Origin of the sequence: Comamonas sp. E6 (genome assembly GCF_001010305.1) — a bacterium.
Classification (GTDB): domain Bacteria; phylum Pseudomonadota; class Gammaproteobacteria; order Burkholderiales; family Burkholderiaceae_C; genus Comamonas; species Comamonas thiooxydans.
Map to the genome: position 1 here is coordinate 160,052 of NZ_BBXH01000005.1, position 16,702 is coordinate 176,753.

A 16,702-nucleotide genomic window follows, 5' to 3' on the forward strand; every position below is an offset into this window, starting at 1 on the left:
AGACAAGTCAGGCGCGGGTTGCACGGCGCCGGCTTTCTCAAGCAGGGAGGAACACCATGAAAACCATCGATGAAATGCTGCACCTGGACCTGCTCACTCATGAACAGCATCTGCAGATCAGCCACTGGATCGACGATGCGCAGTCCCCCGAGGCCATTTTGCAGATGCCTGCCGGACTCTGGCAGGCCGTGGAGCGCGCCAGCCAGGCCATGGGCGTGAACGAGGATTTGCTGCGCCCGCCGGCGCTGGACGCAGGCGGCCTGATCTTCAGTCAGTAGCTCGCGCGGCCTGGGTCTTGAGTTAAAACTGCCTAAAACACGCAGGCCGCACAAGCGCAGCCTGCCCTGATTTTCATTTCAGCGGGATAGCCGTGCCCTGGGGCACGGCCACGGCGGTGACGCTGTTCTGCGGAGAGCCCTCGATCACCCGGTCCGAGTAGGTCATATAGATCAGGGCGTTGCGCTTGGCATCCACCATGCGCACCACACGCAGGCGCTTGAACAGCAGCGAGGTGCGCTCGGTAAACACTTCTTCCTGCTGCCTGAGCGGCGCGGGGAACTGGATATTGCCCGTGGCCTGGCAGGCGATAGACGCTTCCGAGCGATCCTCGGCCAGGCCCAGGCCGCCCTTGATGCCGCCGGTCTTGGCACGCGAGACATAGCAGGTCACGCCCGGCACCTTGGGGTCGTCATAGGCATCGACCACGATCTTGTGATCCGGGCCAATCCACTTGAAGACGGTATCCACGGCGCCGATCTGCTCGGCATGGCTCATGCCGACAAAGGCCATGGTTCCTACGGTGGCGGCTGCAACGGCCAGAGCGGCGGAGAGCAATTTCATGGTGGTGCGCATACAGTGAGTTAAGGGTTAACCCTTGTCTTTTGACAGGGCATTGTGTCCCGAACAAGGGATTGGCAGCCGGGCTGAAGACAATACCGGCTGCTGCAGAGCTTTCTGTATTGCATCACGGTTTGCCCCGGCCTGCTGGCGGGCGCCGGCAGCTGAGACGCTGCCACAGGCATGACACAGCGCATGCCGGACTTGCTAACTCCCTCTTTGATCTGCGACGGCCCCTCGGGCGGTGGCTCCATGCAAGCGCCGCATCCACCGGATGTGGCTGTTATCTATGTCGGTGAACGTTTCCGCGCCCGGTCTGAGCGCTTCCTCCCTGTTGTTGATGGCACTGGCCTGCGGCCTTTGCGCGGGCGGCAACTATTTCAACCAGCCGCTGCTGCACTCGATTGCCGGTCATTTCTCGGTCAGCGAGTCGGCGGCCGCGACCAGCGTGACGCTGGCCCAGGTGGCCTATGCCGCAGGTCTTTTGCTGCTGGCGCCGCTGGGCGACAAGCTGCAGCGGCGCGGCCTGGCCGTGAGCCTGATGCTGCTGGCTGCCCTGGGGCAGGCGCTGTGCGGCCTGGCGGGTCAGTTCGATCTGTTTTTGCTGGGCACGCTGATGGCCGGTCTGTTCTCGGTTGCGGCCCAGGTGCTGGTGCCCATGGCGGCGGCGCTGGCCCAGCCTGGGCAAAGCGGGCGGGCCGTCGGTTGGGTGATGAGCGGTCTGCTGCTGGGCATTCTGCTGGCGCGCAGCGTGGCCGGCATGGTCTCGGAGGCCTGGGGCTGGCAAGCCGTCTACCAGGGCGCGGCGCTGGTGATGGCCGTGGTGGCGCTGTGGCTGTGGAGGGCGTTGCCGGCATCGCGCAACCCCAGCCCTGTCAGTTATCCACAGGTGCTGAGAAGCATGTGGCATCTGCTGCGCAGCCAGCCGGGCCTGCGCCAGCGCACCCTGGTCAGCGCGCTGGCGTTCGCCTCGGTCAGCGTGCTGTTCTCGACCATGGCGCTGCAGTTGTCCAGCGGTCCCCTGGGTCTGGATGACGGCCAGATCGGCTTGATCGGTCTGGCTGGCGCAGCGGGTGCCCTGGTGGCCACGCAGGCGGGGCGGCTGGTGGACAAGGGCCTGGGCCGCGTGAGCTGTGCCATCGGGGCGCTGGCCCTGCTGCTGTCCTGGCCGCTGCTGTGGGTGGGCGGAGCGCATCTGGGCTGGTTCGTGCTGGGCATGGTGGTGATCGATCTGGGTCTGCAATGCCTGAACATCACCAACCAGGCCACGGTGGCCCAGTTGCTGCCCGCAGCGCGCGGCCGCATGAATGCCGTCTATATGACGGGCTATTTCACGGGCGCGGCGGCGGGCTCGGCGCTGGGGACTCTCGCCTGGCGCATTGACGGCTGGCAGGGTGCCTGCGTGCTGGGCCTGGCCCTGGCGCTGCTGGCCTGCCTGGGCACTTTCAGGATGCGCAAGACCCATGGCCTGGTGGCCAGGTTGGCCTAGAACCGCCTGCGCCTAAAGATCCCAGCGCAGGGAGGCGCTAAAGCTTCTTTGCGGATAGGGATGGAAGTTCCAGTACCTGGCATTGTTGGCGTTGTCTATGCCAAAGGCGGCCGACAACTGCTTGTCGATCTGATAGCGTGCCCGCAGATCGACGCTGAAGTACTGGCTGGCACCCATATAGGTGTCGGCATGGACATCGCTGTTGTCCAGATTCGAGTACCGGCGCCCGCTGTAGCGCGCCGCCACCGTGAAGGCCCAGCGTTCATCGGGCTTGTAGGTGGCCCAGGCCGTGGCACGCCAGCGCGGCACGCGCGGCTGCCATTTGCCGACGCTGGCCGGGTTGGCGGCATTGGCCGTGATGCGCGAGTTGGCCCAGGTCAGGCTGCCGCCCAGGTCCAGCCCGCGAATCCACACCGACTGCGCCGAGTAAGCCAGCTCCAGCCCCGAGGTACGGACCTGATCCACGTTCTGCACCGCAGAGATGGTGGTGCCGGCAATCAGCTGGCTGTAGAGCGCATCGCGCGTGCGCTCGTGGAACCAGGTGGCGCGAAGCAAACCATTGCCCAGATCCTGCTCGGCCGTCAGCTCGCCCGTCCAGGATTTTTCAGGTTTCAGATTCGGGTCGTTGATGAAGGACAGCGCACCGCCCGAAGTCGCGCCATACAGCTCGCCCACGGTGGGAAAGCGCACGGCGCGGCCTAGCGAGGCCTTGAGCGTGGTGTGGCGGGCCAACTGGTAGGCCAGCGCGGCCTTGGGCGAGAAATGCGATTCGCTGCGCTGGGCGTAACTCAGCTGGCTGCTGGCCGTGGCGGTATGGCCCTGGCTGGCCGTCCAGTCCTCCCAGCGAAGACCCAGCACGGCCTTCCAGTCCCTGGCCAGCTGCCAGCTGTCCTGTGCCCAGGCATAGCGGGTCTCGGCTCTGCCGCCGACCTGGCTGACGACAGCCTGCTCGTTGGCCGGGCCGGACTGCCAGTCGCCCAGCACGTTGTATTTGCTGATGTTCAGCCGGTAGGAGTCGCGGCCCAGGCCGAAGTCCACGATATGTGCGCCTTTCATTCCCTGCGGCCGCCATGTGCCCTTGGCGGCCAGCGTGTTCCAGCCCGTGCCGTCCTGATCCTGCAGCGTGCCCTTGCCGCCCAGATTGGCAGCCGGCTGGGCCACGGTGGGAACACGCTGCTGATCCTTGCCGTAGTCGTACAGGCTGGCGCTGAGCTCCCAGTCAAACTCGCCCTGGGCATGACTCTTGAGCGAGACGCCATGCATGGTGTGGGTCTGCTGGTCCTGGCTCAGGCCGAAGGCGGTGTCGGCCAGCTTGTAGGTCTTGCCGTCGATATTGATGTTGCCGCTGTACACCGGCTGGCCGTCCGGCCCGCGCAGATAGGTCTCGGAGCTGCCTCTGGCGCTGTTCTGCCACCAGCCCAGGGTGTAGCTGGCGCGCAGCGTGGGCGTGATGTCGTAGGCCAGCTTGATCTTGGCGTGATCCTGCCGGGTGCGGTACTGCGTGCCCGCGCCCAGGATGTACCAGGGCTGGTTGGTGGTGTTGAGCCCGGCAATCGCCCCGGTCACGGGCGTGCCGGCACCGCCCGCCACGCCGGCGGACTGCAGCACGGTGGGGAAGGTCATGGGCTGGCCCTGGCTGTCGCTGCGACTCAGGTTGATCCAGTACGACCAGTCGCCGCTTCTGCTGCCGATGGAAGCGCTGGTGTTCCAGCTGCGGTAATGGCCGTTGCTGCCCAGCACGTCGGCGCTCTGGTGGGCATAGCCGGTGGCCACATGGGCTTCGAGCTTGTCGGGCATGCGCGTCACATAGTCCACCACGGCACCGGCGGAGTTGCCCGGGTAGGCGGCGGAGAACGGGCCGTACATGACATCGACGCGTTCGATCTCCTCGGGCGTCACCAGGCCCCAGCGCGGCGCATAGTTGCTGCCGTTGGCAATGCCATTGCCCAGATAGTTGGACAGCAGAATGCCGTCGGCATAGACGGCCGAGCGCGCGCTATTGCCCGTGCCCGAGGCCCGCGTGGAGAGGATGGCGTGGTTGTAGTCACCGATATAGCGCTTGCGCACCAGCAGGCTGGGCAGATATTTGAGGGCATCCTCGCTGTCGGTGGCATTGATGCGGGTCTCTATCTCCTCGCGCGTGATGCCTTCGATGGTGGTCGGAATCTGCGTGGGCAGCGAGCTGGGTTGGCCGCCGTTGACGGTGACCACGCCCAGGGTCTTGGAGCGCTCAGGCAGGTCGGCGGAATCGGTCGAGGTCTGGGCCAGGCACGGCCATGCAATACCACTGACCACCAGCGGCAGAAAAATCTGTTTCATGAATGCTTACCTTGGGACGTGGTTGTCCCTATGAATCTGATTGCGGCCAGCGCAGATCGGAACTGCGCTAGAGCCCGAAATGGTTCAGAGGTAAGCGGGGGGCGGCCCGCGCGCAGGCAGGGGGGCTGCAGTGAGTGAGGCGATGCGCGCCCGCTGCACGGGCTGCAGCGCATGCCACAGCGGCGACTCGGTAGGCGGCGGCAGCTGCAGCGCGGGCGGAGGCGGTGCTGCATGGGGCAGGCACATGGGGCAATCGAGGTGGCCCGCACCCAGGGCACTGCCGCCGTCTTCGCCCTTGACGATCAGCTTGACCGCGCCGGTGCTGGTGCAGATCAGCTCAAACCCCTGAGACTGGATCAGCGGCGCGGCTGCCGCCACCCCCATGGACAGTGCCATCCATGCCAGCACGCACCGGCCCAGCAGGCAGGTGGCAATGCGGCGAAGCTGTTGCAAGGTCATGGGTGTGCGGTGCTGATATGCGTCCGCATCATACGTCGTCTGCCGCCTCAGACCATGCGTGAAAACCGCCGCGCAAGCCATGCCGCAGGTGCAAAGTGCTGTGACTTCAAATACAAAACCCGGCGCAAGGCCGGGTCGGTATGGAGGTGCCGAGGGTTCATGCACGGCTCCTGGGCTGGAATATAGGCACTCGCTCAAGCGAGAGATGGCAAGCAAGAGCCTGGCCGGCCGCGCCGCCTCGCGGCGAGGCCGTCGTCCCCCTCAGGGGGTCACTGTCCATTCACATGCTTGCGCAGATGTTCCAGAGCCTCTTCCACCTGATCCACCAGCACCAGGCACAGGTCGCCGGGTTGCAGGCGGGCCAGGGCATGGTCGATGGCGAGGAACTCGCCATGGATCTCTGTGCTGTAGCTGGTGCGCGGCGCGCCTTCCAGGCCCTTTTTCAGCAGGGCCAGCACTTCACCATCCACGCGGCCACGTTGGCAGGCGTCCTGATAGAGCACCACATCATCGAACACCTTGCCCAGGATCTGGGTCTGTTCGGTGATGTCCTGGTCGCGGCGATCGCCGGCGCCCGAGATCACCACGCTGCGGCGCTTGGCGGGCATGGCTTCCACGGCCTGCGACAGCGCGCGGATGGCGTCGGGGTTGTGGCCGTAATCGGCAATGATGGTGGCGCCCTTGTAGTCCATCACATTGAAGCGGGCAGGGGCGTTGTCGCTGTCGTTGAGGAAGCCGGCCAGACCACGGCGAATGGTCTGCCAGGGCAGGCCTGCGGCCCATGCGGCGCCGATGGAGGCCATGACGTTTTCTACCTGGAAGGTGATGGTGCCGTTACGGGTCAGCGGAATGTCGCGCAGCGCGATGCTCTCGCGCCAGGAACCTTCTGCGGCCACGATGGCGTCGCCATCGACATAGACCACGCGGCTGCCCTGGGCACGGTGCGTGGCCATGACGGGGTGGTGGCGGTCGGCGGCAAAGAAGATGACCTTGCCGGGGCAGACATGGGCCATGGCCGCGACCAGTGGATCGGCGGCATTGAGCACGGCATAGCCCGTGGAAGCCACGTTCTGCACGATGACGCGCTTGAGAACGCTGACATCTTCCTTGGTGGTGATGAAGTTCAGGCCCAGGTGGTCGCCTTCGCCCACATTGGTGACCACGGCGACCTGGCAGCGGTCAAAGCCCAGGCCTTCACGCAAGATGCCGCCGCGTGCGCATTCCAGCACAGCCGCATCGGTCTCGGGGTGGGCCAGGGCGTTGCGCGCACTCTTGGGGCCCGAGCAGTCGCCGCTGTCGATCTGGCGACCGTTGACGTACACGCCATCGGTGTTGGTCATGGCAGTGCGCCAGCCATGCGAGGTGAACAGATGGGCGATCACGCGCGTGGTCGTGGTCTTGCCGTTGGTGCCGGTGACGGCGACCAGGGGGATGCGGCCGTCGTCGCCGGGCGCGAACAGCTCGTCCACCATGGGCACGCCCACATTGCGGGGACGGCCGAAGGAGGGCGCCAGGTGCATGCGCAGGCCGGGAGCGGCGTTGACTTCCACGATGCCGCCACTTTGCTCTTCCAGAGGCTTGAGCATGGTTTCGCAGACCACGTCCACGCCGCAGATATGCAGGCCTATGGTCTGTGCGGCCTCGATGGCGCGGGCGGCGATTTCGGGATGCACGTCATCGGTCACATCGGTGGCGCTGCCGCCGGTGGACAGATTGGCGTTGTTGCGCAGCACCACGCGCTGGCCCTGGGCGGGCACGCTGTCAGGCGTCAGGCCTTCACTGGCGATGCGGGCGATGGCGATATCGTCCAGCCGCACCTTGGTCAGTGCCGTGCCGTGCCCCGAGCCGCGGCGCGGGTCCTGGTTGACGATGTTCACCAGCTCGCGGATGGTGTGCTGGCCGTCGCCCAGCACCTGGGGCGGCTCGCGGCGGGCGGCAGCGACCAACTGGCCGCCGACGACCAGCATGCGGAAGTCATGGCCGGGCAAAAAGCGCTCGACGAGGATTTCATCGCCAAATTCGCTGGCGGTCTTGTAAGCGGCCTCCAGGCCTTCGCGGGTGGTGATGTTCACCACCACGCCCTTGCCCTGGTTGCCGTCCTGGGGTTTGACCACCACGGGCAGACCCACTTCCTGGGCCACGGCCCAGGCGTCTTCCACGTCGGTGACGGGGCGACCCATGGGCACGGGCACGCCGGCTGCATGCAGCAGGCGCTTGGTCAGATCCTTGTCCTGCGCAATGGATTCGGCCACGGCGCTGGTGGAGTCGATCTCGGCGGCCTGGAAGCGGCGCGCACGCGAACCCCAGCCCAGCTGCACCAGCGAGCCGGTGGTCAGGCGACGGAAGGGAATGCCGCGTGCCACGGCGGCATCGACGATGGCGCCGGTCGAGGGGCCGATACGGTCGTCCTCGTCCAGCTCGCGCAGTTCGGCAATCGTGGCGTCGGCGTCGAAGGGCGTGTCGTTCAATGTCGCCTGAATCAGGGCTTCGGCACGCTCCATGGCCAGCTTGCCCACGGATTCTTCGGTGTACTCGACCACCACCTGGAAGGTGCCTTGCTCCACGGTCTCGTGGGTGCGGCTGAAGGTGACGGGGCAGCCCGCCTGGGCCTGCAGCGACAGGGCAGCAACTTCCAGCACATGGGCCAGCGACAGGCGCTGGTCTGCGCCATGCGGCTGCAGCGTACCGATGGTGGGGAAACGCGCGCGCAGCTTTTCTTCAAAGCCGGGCATGGCGGTGTACAGCAGCTCGCTGTCTTCGCAGTGCACGATGGCTTCGATGGCTGTGCTGCGGGTCCAGAGGTTGGGGCCGCGCAAGGCTCGGTTGCGAGTGATCTGCATAGTGTTTCTTTCAGCTGGATTTCAAGCTTTTTCTTGGTCTGACGCTTGTGAGGAAAGCGTCAGCAGCTATATCTGTTGAAGCGTTTTATGGGGCAATCAAGCCTGGTATTCAAAGGTCTTGATGCCGGCGCCGATCAGCTCGGGCGTGATGTCCAGCGCCCAGGCGGAGGCAATCGCAGCCAGCAGCGCGCTGGTGTCGGGGCGCTTGCTGCCTGCCAGGGACAGCGCTTCCAGCGTGCCCAGCACACGCTCCTGCGTGCCTGTGGCCAGCACCACGTTATTGCCCTTGAGGAAGACGGCGCGGCCACCTTCATGACGGGCTTCGGTGTTGGCGCGGTGGGCGGCGACAAATTCATTGTCGGCACCGGTGGCGTACAGAATGACTTCGCCGTCGCAGAGCTCGGCCAGATCGGCCACTTCGGGCAGGTCGGCGTTGAGCACGCCCGCGCCTTCGTCCAGCACCACGTCGATCTGGGTGCGCATCACGCGGCGCATCTGGCCGGGCTCCAGCACATCGTGATCGGCCAGTTGCTCGTAGCCGTCCATGTCGGTGACCACGCCGACCAGGCAGCGGTCATAGGCCAGGCCTTCTTCCAGAATGGAACGGGCCGTGGTCTGGATGACGGCGGCTTCGGCCAGACGGTTGGTCAGCAGACGATGGGCTCCGGCCCAGTTGGCGGTATTGGTCTTTTGCGTATGGCGATTGGCGAGGAACATGCCTTCGCTGCTGGCCACGCCGGTCAGCTTGCCCGACAGCTGCAGCAGCCAGCCGACCAGGCGCGAAATGAAGGCGTTGTTGCGTGTGCCCACAATGCCGACCACGGGGATGCGACCCGCGCCGGCACCGTCTTCGCGGGGGAAGAGATGGTCGGCAATCGCCATGCCCACGGGGCGCGGTGCGCCGCTGGTGGGCTTGAGGTGCATCAACAGGCCTGGGCCGGCGTTGACTTCCAGAATTGCTCCCTGGCCCTGCATGGGCTTGGAGACATCTTTGAGGATCATGTCCATGCCGGCAATGTCCAGGCCAACGATCTTGGCGGCCAGCACGGCGTAGTAAGCCACGTCGGGGTGTACATCGTCCAGGCAGTCGATGGCCATATTGCCGTTGCGCTGCAGCAGCACGCCCTGACCCTGGGGAATCACGCTGTCGGGCGTCACATGCTGGCGATTGAGTTCCAGCTTGACGGCGCCGGCTTCCAGATTGATCCAGTCCAGCGGGTATTCCTGCTCGGGGCCGCGGCGCGGGTCCTGGTTCAGCACTTCCACCAGCTCGCGCAGCGTGGCATTGCCATTGCCGTAGACGGAAACCGTCTCGCCCTTGGTCGCTGCCACCACCTTGCCGCCCACGACCAGCAGGCGGTGCTCCACGCCGTCGATGAATTTTTCGACGATCACGTCCGAGCCTTCGGGCTGGGCCAGTGCAAACGCGGCCTTGATGTCCGCTTCCTTGGACAGCTCCAGGGTCACGCCACGGGCATGGTTGCCGTCCGAGGGCTTGACGGTCACGGGAAAGCCGATGTCCTGCGCCACTTCCCAGGCTTCTTCGGGCGATGCCACGATCTGGCCTTCTGGCACGGGCACGCCGCAGGCGGCCAGCAGGCGCTTGGTGAAGTCCTTGTCCTGGGCAATGCCTTCGGCGATGGCGCTGGTCTGGTCGGACTCTGCGGTCCAGATGCGGCGCTGTGCCGCGCCATAACCCAGCTGCACCAGGTTGCCGTCGTTGAGGCGGATATGGGGGATGCGGCGCTCGCTGGCGGCATCGACGATGCAGCCTGTCGAGGGGCCCAGGTAGCGGTCGTTGATGGCCGTCTTGATGGCATGCACGGCGGGCTTGAGGTCGAACGGCTCGTCATTGATGGCCGCCATCAGCAGCTTGTGCCCATATTCCAGTGCTACGCGGGCCACGGCCTCTTCGGGGCAGCGGAACACCATGCGGTACACGCCGCGCCTGGAAATTTCGCGGGTCTGACCGAACTCGGCGGGCATGCCGGCCAGGTTCAGCAGCTCGATGATGACATGCTCCATCACATGACCCATCCAGGTGCCGCCTTCCAGGCGCTGGATGAAGCCACCGCGCTCGCCGACGCCGCAGGTGTGCTCGATCAGGTCGGGCAGCCAACTGGTCAGGCGCTCGTTGAGGCCGGGAATCTTGTTGGACGGATAGTCTTCCAGCTCTCCCAGATCCAGCCAGACCTCCAGTACCGGGCGGTAGGTCCAGACACTGGGGCCACGCAGGAAAGTTGTGCGCAAGAGTTGGATGTCGTTGAATTTCGCCATGTTGATCAGCGGATAGGAATGAGGAGAGCAGGTTTTCTTAAACTCCTGCCCCTGATAGGTTGGCATTGTGCGCCCAGAATCTGCATTGTGAAGCTTGTCAGCCTAAATGCAGGTTCGCGCGTTAACCAGGATATATCGGACGTCAGGCGCAGCCATATTCACCATGCCGATGCGGTTGCCCGCATGACTCTTGGAGCCGCCATCGGCGGAGAAAAATAACTCAACATGCAACATCACCATACTGTGGACGCCTCGGCAGTCTTCGCCAGCCCCCTGGGGGGCGAGCTGCGAGCAAGACTCGCTGAACATGAAAACGTATTAGCCGTCGTCCCGGTTGACCTGAGTGCGGATTTGCAGTTCGGCAGCGGCCTGCTGGCCCTGACCCAGGAGCGTCTGCTGGCCTGCGATCCCAAGACACAGCAGTGGCGTGAATGGGCCCTGGCGGTAGATCAAAGCCTGCGCCTGCAGGATCATGGCGGTGTGGGCAACCTGGAACTGCATGACAGGAGCGCGCGTCTTGCACAGTGGCTGATCACGCTGAAGCATCAGACCTCCATGCTGCAGCTGATGCAGCAGTTCGACCGCCAGCGCGAGCGCATCGCCCGTCAGGAGGCCTATAGCGCGGTCAGCGATGAGGATGTCCCGCATTGCCCGGTCTGCCACTCGGTGCTGCCGCCCGATACCGAGGAATGCCCGGCCTGCGCACGCCAGCAGGCGCCCCAGACCTCCACCTGGGTGCTGCTGCGCCTGTGGCGTTTTGCCAAACCCTATCAGGGCCAGCTGCTGCTGGGCTTCTTGCTGACCCTGGCCACCACGGCGGCCCAGTTGGTGGCGCCTTATCTGACCATCCCGCTGATGGACAAGATACTGATTCCGTTCCAGAACGGTGAAAAAATCGACCGGGATCTGGTTTTCTTCTATCTGGGCATGCTGCTGCTGTCGGCGCTGCTGGCCTGGGCATTGGGCTGGGCACGTACTTTCGTGCTGGCCAAGGTGTCCGAGCGCATAGGTTCCAATCTGCGCACCACCACCTACAACCACTTGCTGAACCTGTCTGTGGATTACTACGGCAGCAAGCGCACGGGGGATCTGATGGCGCGTATCGGTGCCGAAACCGATCGCATCAATCTGTTTCTGTCGCTCAACGCACTTGATTTTGCAACCGATGTGCTGATGATCGTGATGACATCGGCCATCCTGTTCTCCATCAACCCCTGGCTGGCGCTGGTCACGCTGGTGCCGCTGCCCTTCATCGCCTGGATGATCCATACAGTGCGCGATCGTCTGCGCACGGGCTTCGAGAAAATAGACCGCGTCTGGTCCGAGGTGACCAATGTGCTGGCCGACACCATTCCCGGTATCCGCGTGGTCAAGGCCTTTGCCCAGGAAAAGCGTGAAGCCGACCGCTTTGCCGACGCCAATCTGATCAATCTGCAGGCCAACGACAAGGTCAACAAGACCTGGTCGCTGTTCACCCCCACGGTGACGCTGCTGACCGAGGTCGGCATTCTGGTGGTCTGGGGCTTCGGCATCTATCTGGTGGCCGGCGGCTCCATCACGGTCGGTGTGCTGACCGCCTTCATCGCCTATATCGGCCGTTTCTATACCCGCCTGGATTCGATGAGCCGCATTGTCTCGGTCACGCAGAAGGCTGCAGCCGGTGCCAAGCGCATCTTCGACATCCTCGACCATGTCAGCAATGTGCCCGAGCCCAGCAACCCCGTGAAGCTGCCCGGCAAGGCCAAGGGTGCCATCACCATGGAGGATGTGGGCTTTCGCTACGGCAGCCGTGCCGTCATCAAGCATCTGAACCTGGAGATCAAGCCCGGCGAGATGATCGGACTGGTCGGCCACAGCGGCTCGGGCAAGAGCACCCTGGTCAACCTGATCTGCCGTTTCTACGACGTCTCCGAGGGCTCCATCCAGCTCGACGGCGTGGACGTGCGCCGCATGTCCGTGTCCGACTACCGCAGCAATATCGGCCTGGTGCTGCAGGAGCCCTTCCTGTTCTTCGGCACGATCGCCGAGAACATCGCCTACGGCAAGCCCGATGCCACGCGCGAGGAAATCGTGGCCGCGGCGCGTGCCGCCCATGCCCACGAGTTCATCCTGCGCCTGCCCCACGGCTATGACTCCCTGGTCGGCGAGCGCGGCCAGGGCCTGTCGGGTGGCGAGCGCCAGCGTATCTCCATCGCGCGTGCGCTGCTGATCGATCCGCGCATCCTGATCCTCGACGAAGCCACCTCGGCCGTGGATACCGAGACCGAAAAGGAGATCCAGAAGGCGCTGGACAATCTGGTGCAGGGGCGCACCACGATCGCCATTGCCCACCGCCTGTCCACCTTGCGCAAGGCCGACCGTCTGGTGGTCATGGATCGTGGTGAGATCGTCGAAGTCGGCCCGCACGACGAGCTGATGGATCTCAAGGGCCATTACTTCCGCCTGTACGACGCGCAGGCACGTCGTGCCGAAGAGGATGCGCAAGCGGCCGGCCTCAAGCTGCAGACCAAGGAAACACAATGATCGAAGCTCCCCAATCCAATTTGAGCGGCATGCAGCTGGAGCGCAACGCCCATGGCCGTCTGGTGCTGACCCTGGGCAACGGCCTGGTCTACGAAGCCGTCGTTCCCGTGCGCGCATTTCCGATTGCCGCGCCTGCCGAAGGGCTGTCGCTGATCGCCTCCGATGGCAAGGAAGCGCTGTGGGTGGCCCGCATGGCAGACCTGCAGCCCGAGCATCGTCAGCTGATCGAGCAGGACCTGGCAGTGCGGGAGTTCGTGCCGACCATAGAGCGCATTCTCAAGGTCTCGAGTTTCTCCACCCCCAGCACCTGGGAGCTGCAGACGGATCGCGGTCTGACGCAGATGGTGCTCAAGGCCGAGGAAGACATCCGCAAGCTGTCAGGGCGCACCCGACTGCAAATCACGGGCCAGGATGGCGTGCAATATCGGATTCCCGACAGCAGCAAGCTGGACCGGCATTCGCGCAAGCTGCTGGAGCGCTTTCTGTAAGCTGCGCAGCGCGACTATTTCAAGGGCTTCGCATAATCGCGAGGCCCTTTTTTGTATCAAATTGCGCAGTGGTGCTTGATATATATAGACTAATAGCTATTAAAATAGGATTGAAAATAATCCTACAGTTTTCTCAAGCGTGGCCGATAACAGGGCGAGATAGCTGATTTTCCGCCTGCACCTTTTTACTGCCGAGGGCCAAGCCATGCAAATTCCACCTCTAGACCGGACACAGACGCCCTGGCGTACCCAGGGTGCGGATTTGTATTCCACAGGCGCCTCTGGCGCCGCGCCGGTGCGCCCCGTGAATGCGGTGAATGCGACGGAGTCGGTGGACAAGATCGGCGAGGGCCGCACGGTGCGCGAGCCCGAGAAGCCCTCGGCTCCCGATACCGAGAACCGAGACTGGACGCTGGCCGAGGAGGTCAAGCAAAAGGAGGAGGTCGAGGAGCCACCCAAGGAGCCGATCTCCAAGCAGCTGATCGAGTTCATCCAGTCCATGTGGCGCGCCAGCGCCCAGGCGGTGGAGCAGGCGCAGGAAACCAGCAAGTCGGAAGATCTGCTGCAGAGCAAGCAGACGGCGCGCAATGAGCCGCTGACTTATTCCGAGCCCCGGATAAAGCGCAGCGGCAACGCCAAGTAAGCGATTGCTTTTATTTTGAGAGCTGATTGCGCTTGATATTCAAGCGCTTCAGCTATTTTTATATCTTATTTGCTTTCAGGATCAGCGCTGTCAGCTTCTGATTTGTGAGCATCGTCCTTGGCTGATGCAGCTGCCACGGCTTCCGCGGCCTTGGCCTTTTCACGCGCTGCACGGTATTTGACGGCAAAGGCGCGCACTTCCTCATAGGTGACGAAGCCGTCTTTGTTGGTGTCGGTTTCGTCAAAGGCGGCGGCCAGCTTGGGGATGATGGCCACTTCCTTGCGGCTGAGCTTGCCATCCTGGTTGAAGTCCAGCATCTTGAACTGCTGCTGGGCCTTGATCTCGCCCTTGGAGAGCTGGGTTCCCTGTCTTTCCGCCATCTTGTCGCCGGCAGTTTCCTCGGCGCGCACCGTGGGCAGCAGCAGCACGGCGCTGGTCAGCAGCACGCCCATGGCGGTCTTCATGACCGAGCTGCTGCGCGCGACGATGGGGTGGTTCTTGGCTTTTGACATAGCGGTACAGATGAGGGCCATGACGGCATTCTCAAGCACTGTCCCGCCGCACTTTCAAAGTTTTGCATTCGCTTGCCGGACTTTGCCAAGCTTTACGTAGGCAGCGCCGCCTTGTCATGGGCAATGCCGCTGCGCACATGGCCCGAGGGAACATGTCCGGCCGCATTGCGTACATGGCCGGTCTGGTCGTCGAAGAAGAAATCGGGCTCGAACTCGCGCAGAAACCCGCCCTTGGCCAGTCCGCCGAGGAACATGGCTTCATCGACATCGATCTTCCAGTCCATCAGCGTATTGAGCGCGCGTTCATGGGCCGGGGCGCTGCGCGCCGTGACCAGGGCCGTGCGCACGCGCATGCCGGCTACATCGGCCTGCTGCAGCCGGTGCAGGGCGGCCAGCAGGGGCTTGAAAGGGCCTTCAGGCAGCGGCTGGGCGGCTTTCTCCAGCTCATGCTGCTGGAAAGCCTCCAGGCCCTGGGCCTGGAAGATGCGCTCGGCCTCGTCGGAAAACAGCACGGCATCGCCGTCGAAAGCGATGCGCACTTCACGCGGATGGCTGCTGCTGGCGCGCATGGAGTCGGTGAACACATGGGCGGCCGGGTAGCCCAGCTGCAGTGCCTGGGTCACGTCATCGGCATTCGCCGAGAGAAACAGCTGGGCTCCCAGCGGGCGCAGATAGCCGAAGGGGTCGCGCCCCTGGGTGAATACGCCGCGCTGTATGGAGTGCAGGCCGTGGGCCTGGGCCGAGCGGAAGACGCGCATGCCGCTGACGGGGTCGTTGCGCGAGAGCAGCACCACTTCCACATGCTGCTGTGCCTCGGTGTTGAAGGCCAGCAGCTTCTTGACCAGCGAGAAGGCCACGCCGGGCGCGGCAGGCACGTTCAGCCGCTCGCGCTGCAAGCGCAGATAGGTCGCCGGGTCGCTGTCCTCGAAGAGGCGGTTTTCCTCCTCGAAATCGAACAGGGCTCGCGAGGAGATGGCGACGACGAGCTTGTCGTTCAGGGTCATGGCCATGGCGGTACGGCTTTGAGCGGATGTGCAGACAAGCTCCGATGATACGCAGGCCGCCGCGCCCTCACCAGTTGGCTTCGCGCTCTGGCGTGGCACTGATATGGTGTATGGACAGATCGGCGCCGTCGAATTCCTGTTCCTGGCTCAGGCGCAGCCCCATGGTTTTCTTGAGCAGACCGTAGACCAGCAGGCCGCCGAGCGCTGCCCAGGCCACGCCCATCAGCGTGCCTATGAGCTGGGCCAGCGGATGTACGCCGCCAAGCCCGCCCAGTGCCTGCGTGCCGAAGATGCCGGCTGCAATGCCGCCCCAGGCGCCGCACAGACCGTGCAGCGGCCACACGCCCAGCACATCGTCGATCTTCCATTTGTTCTGCGTCAGCGTGAACATGAAGACAAAGATGGCGCCGGCGGCAGCCCCCACGACCAGTGCCCCCAGAGGGTGCATCAGATCCGAGCCCGCGCAGACGGCAACCAGACCGGCCAGCGGGCCGTTGTGCACAAAGCCCGGGTCGTTTTTGCCCACGGCCAGGGCAGCCAGCGTGCCGCCCACCATGGCCATCAGCGAATTCACGGCGACCAGACCGGAGATCTTGTCCAGGCTCTGGGCACTCATCACATTGAAGCCGAACCAGCCCACGATCAGAATCCAGGCTCCCAGCGCCAGGAAGGGAATGCTGGAGGGGGGCGTGGCGGCGATCGCTCCGCCCTGGCGGTAGCGATTGCTGCGCGGACCCAGCAGCAGCACGGCGCCAAGAGCGATCCAGCCGCCCACGGCGTGGACCACCACGCTGCCGGCAAAGTCGTGGAACTCGGCGCCGGTCAGCGCCTTGATCCAGGCCTGCACGCCGAAATGCTGGTTCCAGGCAATGCCCTCGAAGAAGGGGTAGATCAGGCCCACGATCATGGCCGTGGCGATCAGCTGGGGCCAGAACTTGGCGCGTTCGGCAATGCCGCCCGAGATGATGGCGGGAATGGCGGCCGCGAAGGTCAGCAGAAAGAAGAACTTGACCAGGCCGTAGCCGTTGAGTGCCGTCAGCTGCTCGGCACCCACGAAAAAGTGCGTGCCGTAGGCCACGCCATAGCCGAGCGCGAAATAGACCACGGTGGAGACCGAGAAGTCGACCAGGATCTTGACCAGGGCATTGACCTGGTTCTTGCGGCGCACGGTGCCCAGCTCCAGGAAGGCGAAACCGGCGTGCATGGCAAGAACCATGACGGCGCCCATCAGAATGAACAGGGCATCCGCGCCCTGTTTTAGTGCTTGCATGAAAACGCTCCAGCTGAAATTTGCTATTTATTGGTGCGAAA

13 protein-coding genes are annotated in these 16,702 nt (G+C 64.1%); 5 read left to right on the top strand and 8 right to left on the bottom strand.

Annotated elements, in window-relative coordinates:
* Positions 1-56: 56 nt before the first annotated feature.
* A complete protein-coding gene (locus CSE6_RS01760; RefSeq protein WP_034357313.1) occupies positions 57-278 on the top strand; it encodes a hypothetical protein in 222 nt (73 codons plus the stop codon).
* A 73-nt stretch (positions 279-351) separates the two neighbouring features.
* Here the strand turns inward: CSE6_RS01760 and CSE6_RS01765 are convergent, their stop codons facing one another.
* Positions 352-852: a CreA family protein gene (locus CSE6_RS01765; RefSeq protein WP_034357315.1), complete on the bottom strand. Its 501-nt coding sequence runs from the start codon at positions 850-852 to the stop codon at positions 352-354.
* 274 nt (positions 853-1,126) lie between these two features.
* Here CSE6_RS01765 and CSE6_RS01770 point away from each other — a divergent pair, with 274 nt between their 5' ends.
* Positions 1,127-2,326, top strand: coding sequence for an MFS transporter (locus CSE6_RS01770; protein ID WP_059439770.1), 1,200 nt, complete (start codon positions 1,127-1,129; stop codon positions 2,324-2,326).
* A gap of 12 nt (positions 2,327-2,338) precedes the next feature.
* On the opposite strand, the gene CSE6_RS01775 is transcribed toward CSE6_RS01770, so the two are convergent.
* From CSE6_RS01775 to cphA (CSE6_RS01790), 4 genes are all read right to left on the bottom strand, one after another.
* The gene (locus CSE6_RS01775; protein ID WP_059439771.1) at positions 2,339-4,645 is read right to left on the bottom strand and encodes a TonB-dependent receptor; all 2,307 of its coding nucleotides are present in this window, start codon (positions 4,643-4,645) and stop codon (positions 2,339-2,341) included.
* Positions 4,646-4,729: 84 nt separating this feature from the next.
* Positions 4,730-5,104 (bottom strand): DUF2946 family protein, encoded by a 375-nt coding sequence (locus CSE6_RS01780; RefSeq protein WP_059439878.1) that lies wholly within the window; start codon positions 5,102-5,104, stop codon positions 4,730-4,732.
* A 269-nt stretch (positions 5,105-5,373) separates the two neighbouring features.
* The gene (gene cphA / locus CSE6_RS01785) at positions 5,374-7,944 is read right to left on the bottom strand and encodes a cyanophycin synthetase (RefSeq protein WP_012836988.1); all 2,571 of its coding nucleotides are present in this window, start codon (positions 7,942-7,944) and stop codon (positions 5,374-5,376) included.
* Between the two features lie 96 nt (positions 7,945-8,040).
* Positions 8,041-10,221 (bottom strand): cyanophycin synthetase, encoded by a 2,181-nt coding sequence (cphA, locus tag CSE6_RS01790; protein WP_059439879.1) that lies wholly within the window; start codon positions 10,219-10,221, stop codon positions 8,041-8,043.
* 225 nt (positions 10,222-10,446) lie between these two features.
* On the opposite strand from cphA (CSE6_RS01790), the gene CSE6_RS01795 reads away from it, so the two are divergent.
* The 3 genes from CSE6_RS01795 (at position 10,447) to CSE6_RS01805 (ending at position 13,875) form a co-directional block, all read left to right on the top strand.
* On the top strand, positions 10,447-12,744 hold the full coding sequence (locus CSE6_RS01795) for an ABC transporter ATP-binding protein (RefSeq protein WP_034381451.1): 2,298 nt from the start codon (positions 10,447-10,449) through the stop codon (positions 12,742-12,744).
* Positions 12,741-13,232 (top strand): DUF1854 domain-containing protein, encoded by a 492-nt coding sequence (locus CSE6_RS01800; protein ID WP_034381453.1) that lies wholly within the window; start codon positions 12,741-12,743, stop codon positions 13,230-13,232. Before CSE6_RS01795 ends, CSE6_RS01800 begins: the two co-directional genes overlap by 4 nt.
* 205 nt (positions 13,233-13,437) lie before the next feature.
* The gene (locus tag CSE6_RS01805; RefSeq protein WP_034357327.1) at positions 13,438-13,875 is read left to right on the top strand and encodes a hypothetical protein; all 438 of its coding nucleotides are present in this window, start codon (positions 13,438-13,440) and stop codon (positions 13,873-13,875) included.
* A gap of 65 nt (positions 13,876-13,940) precedes the next feature.
* Here CSE6_RS01805 and CSE6_RS01810 read toward each other — a convergent pair whose 3' ends face one another.
* From CSE6_RS01810 to CSE6_RS01820, 3 genes are all read right to left on the bottom strand, one after another.
* On the bottom strand, positions 13,941-14,408 hold the full coding sequence (locus CSE6_RS01810; RefSeq protein ID WP_034381455.1) for an EF-hand domain-containing protein: 468 nt from the start codon (positions 14,406-14,408) through the stop codon (positions 13,941-13,943).
* 71 nt (positions 14,409-14,479) lie between these two features.
* Positions 14,480-15,397: a 5'-nucleotidase gene (locus CSE6_RS01815; protein WP_003061895.1), complete on the bottom strand. Its 918-nt coding sequence runs from the start codon at positions 15,395-15,397 to the stop codon at positions 14,480-14,482.
* Positions 15,398-15,458: 61 nt separating this feature from the next.
* Positions 15,459-16,661: an ammonium transporter gene (locus CSE6_RS01820; RefSeq protein WP_034381457.1), complete on the bottom strand. Its 1,203-nt coding sequence runs from the start codon at positions 16,659-16,661 to the stop codon at positions 15,459-15,461.
* Positions 16,662-16,702 lie beyond the last annotated feature (41 nt).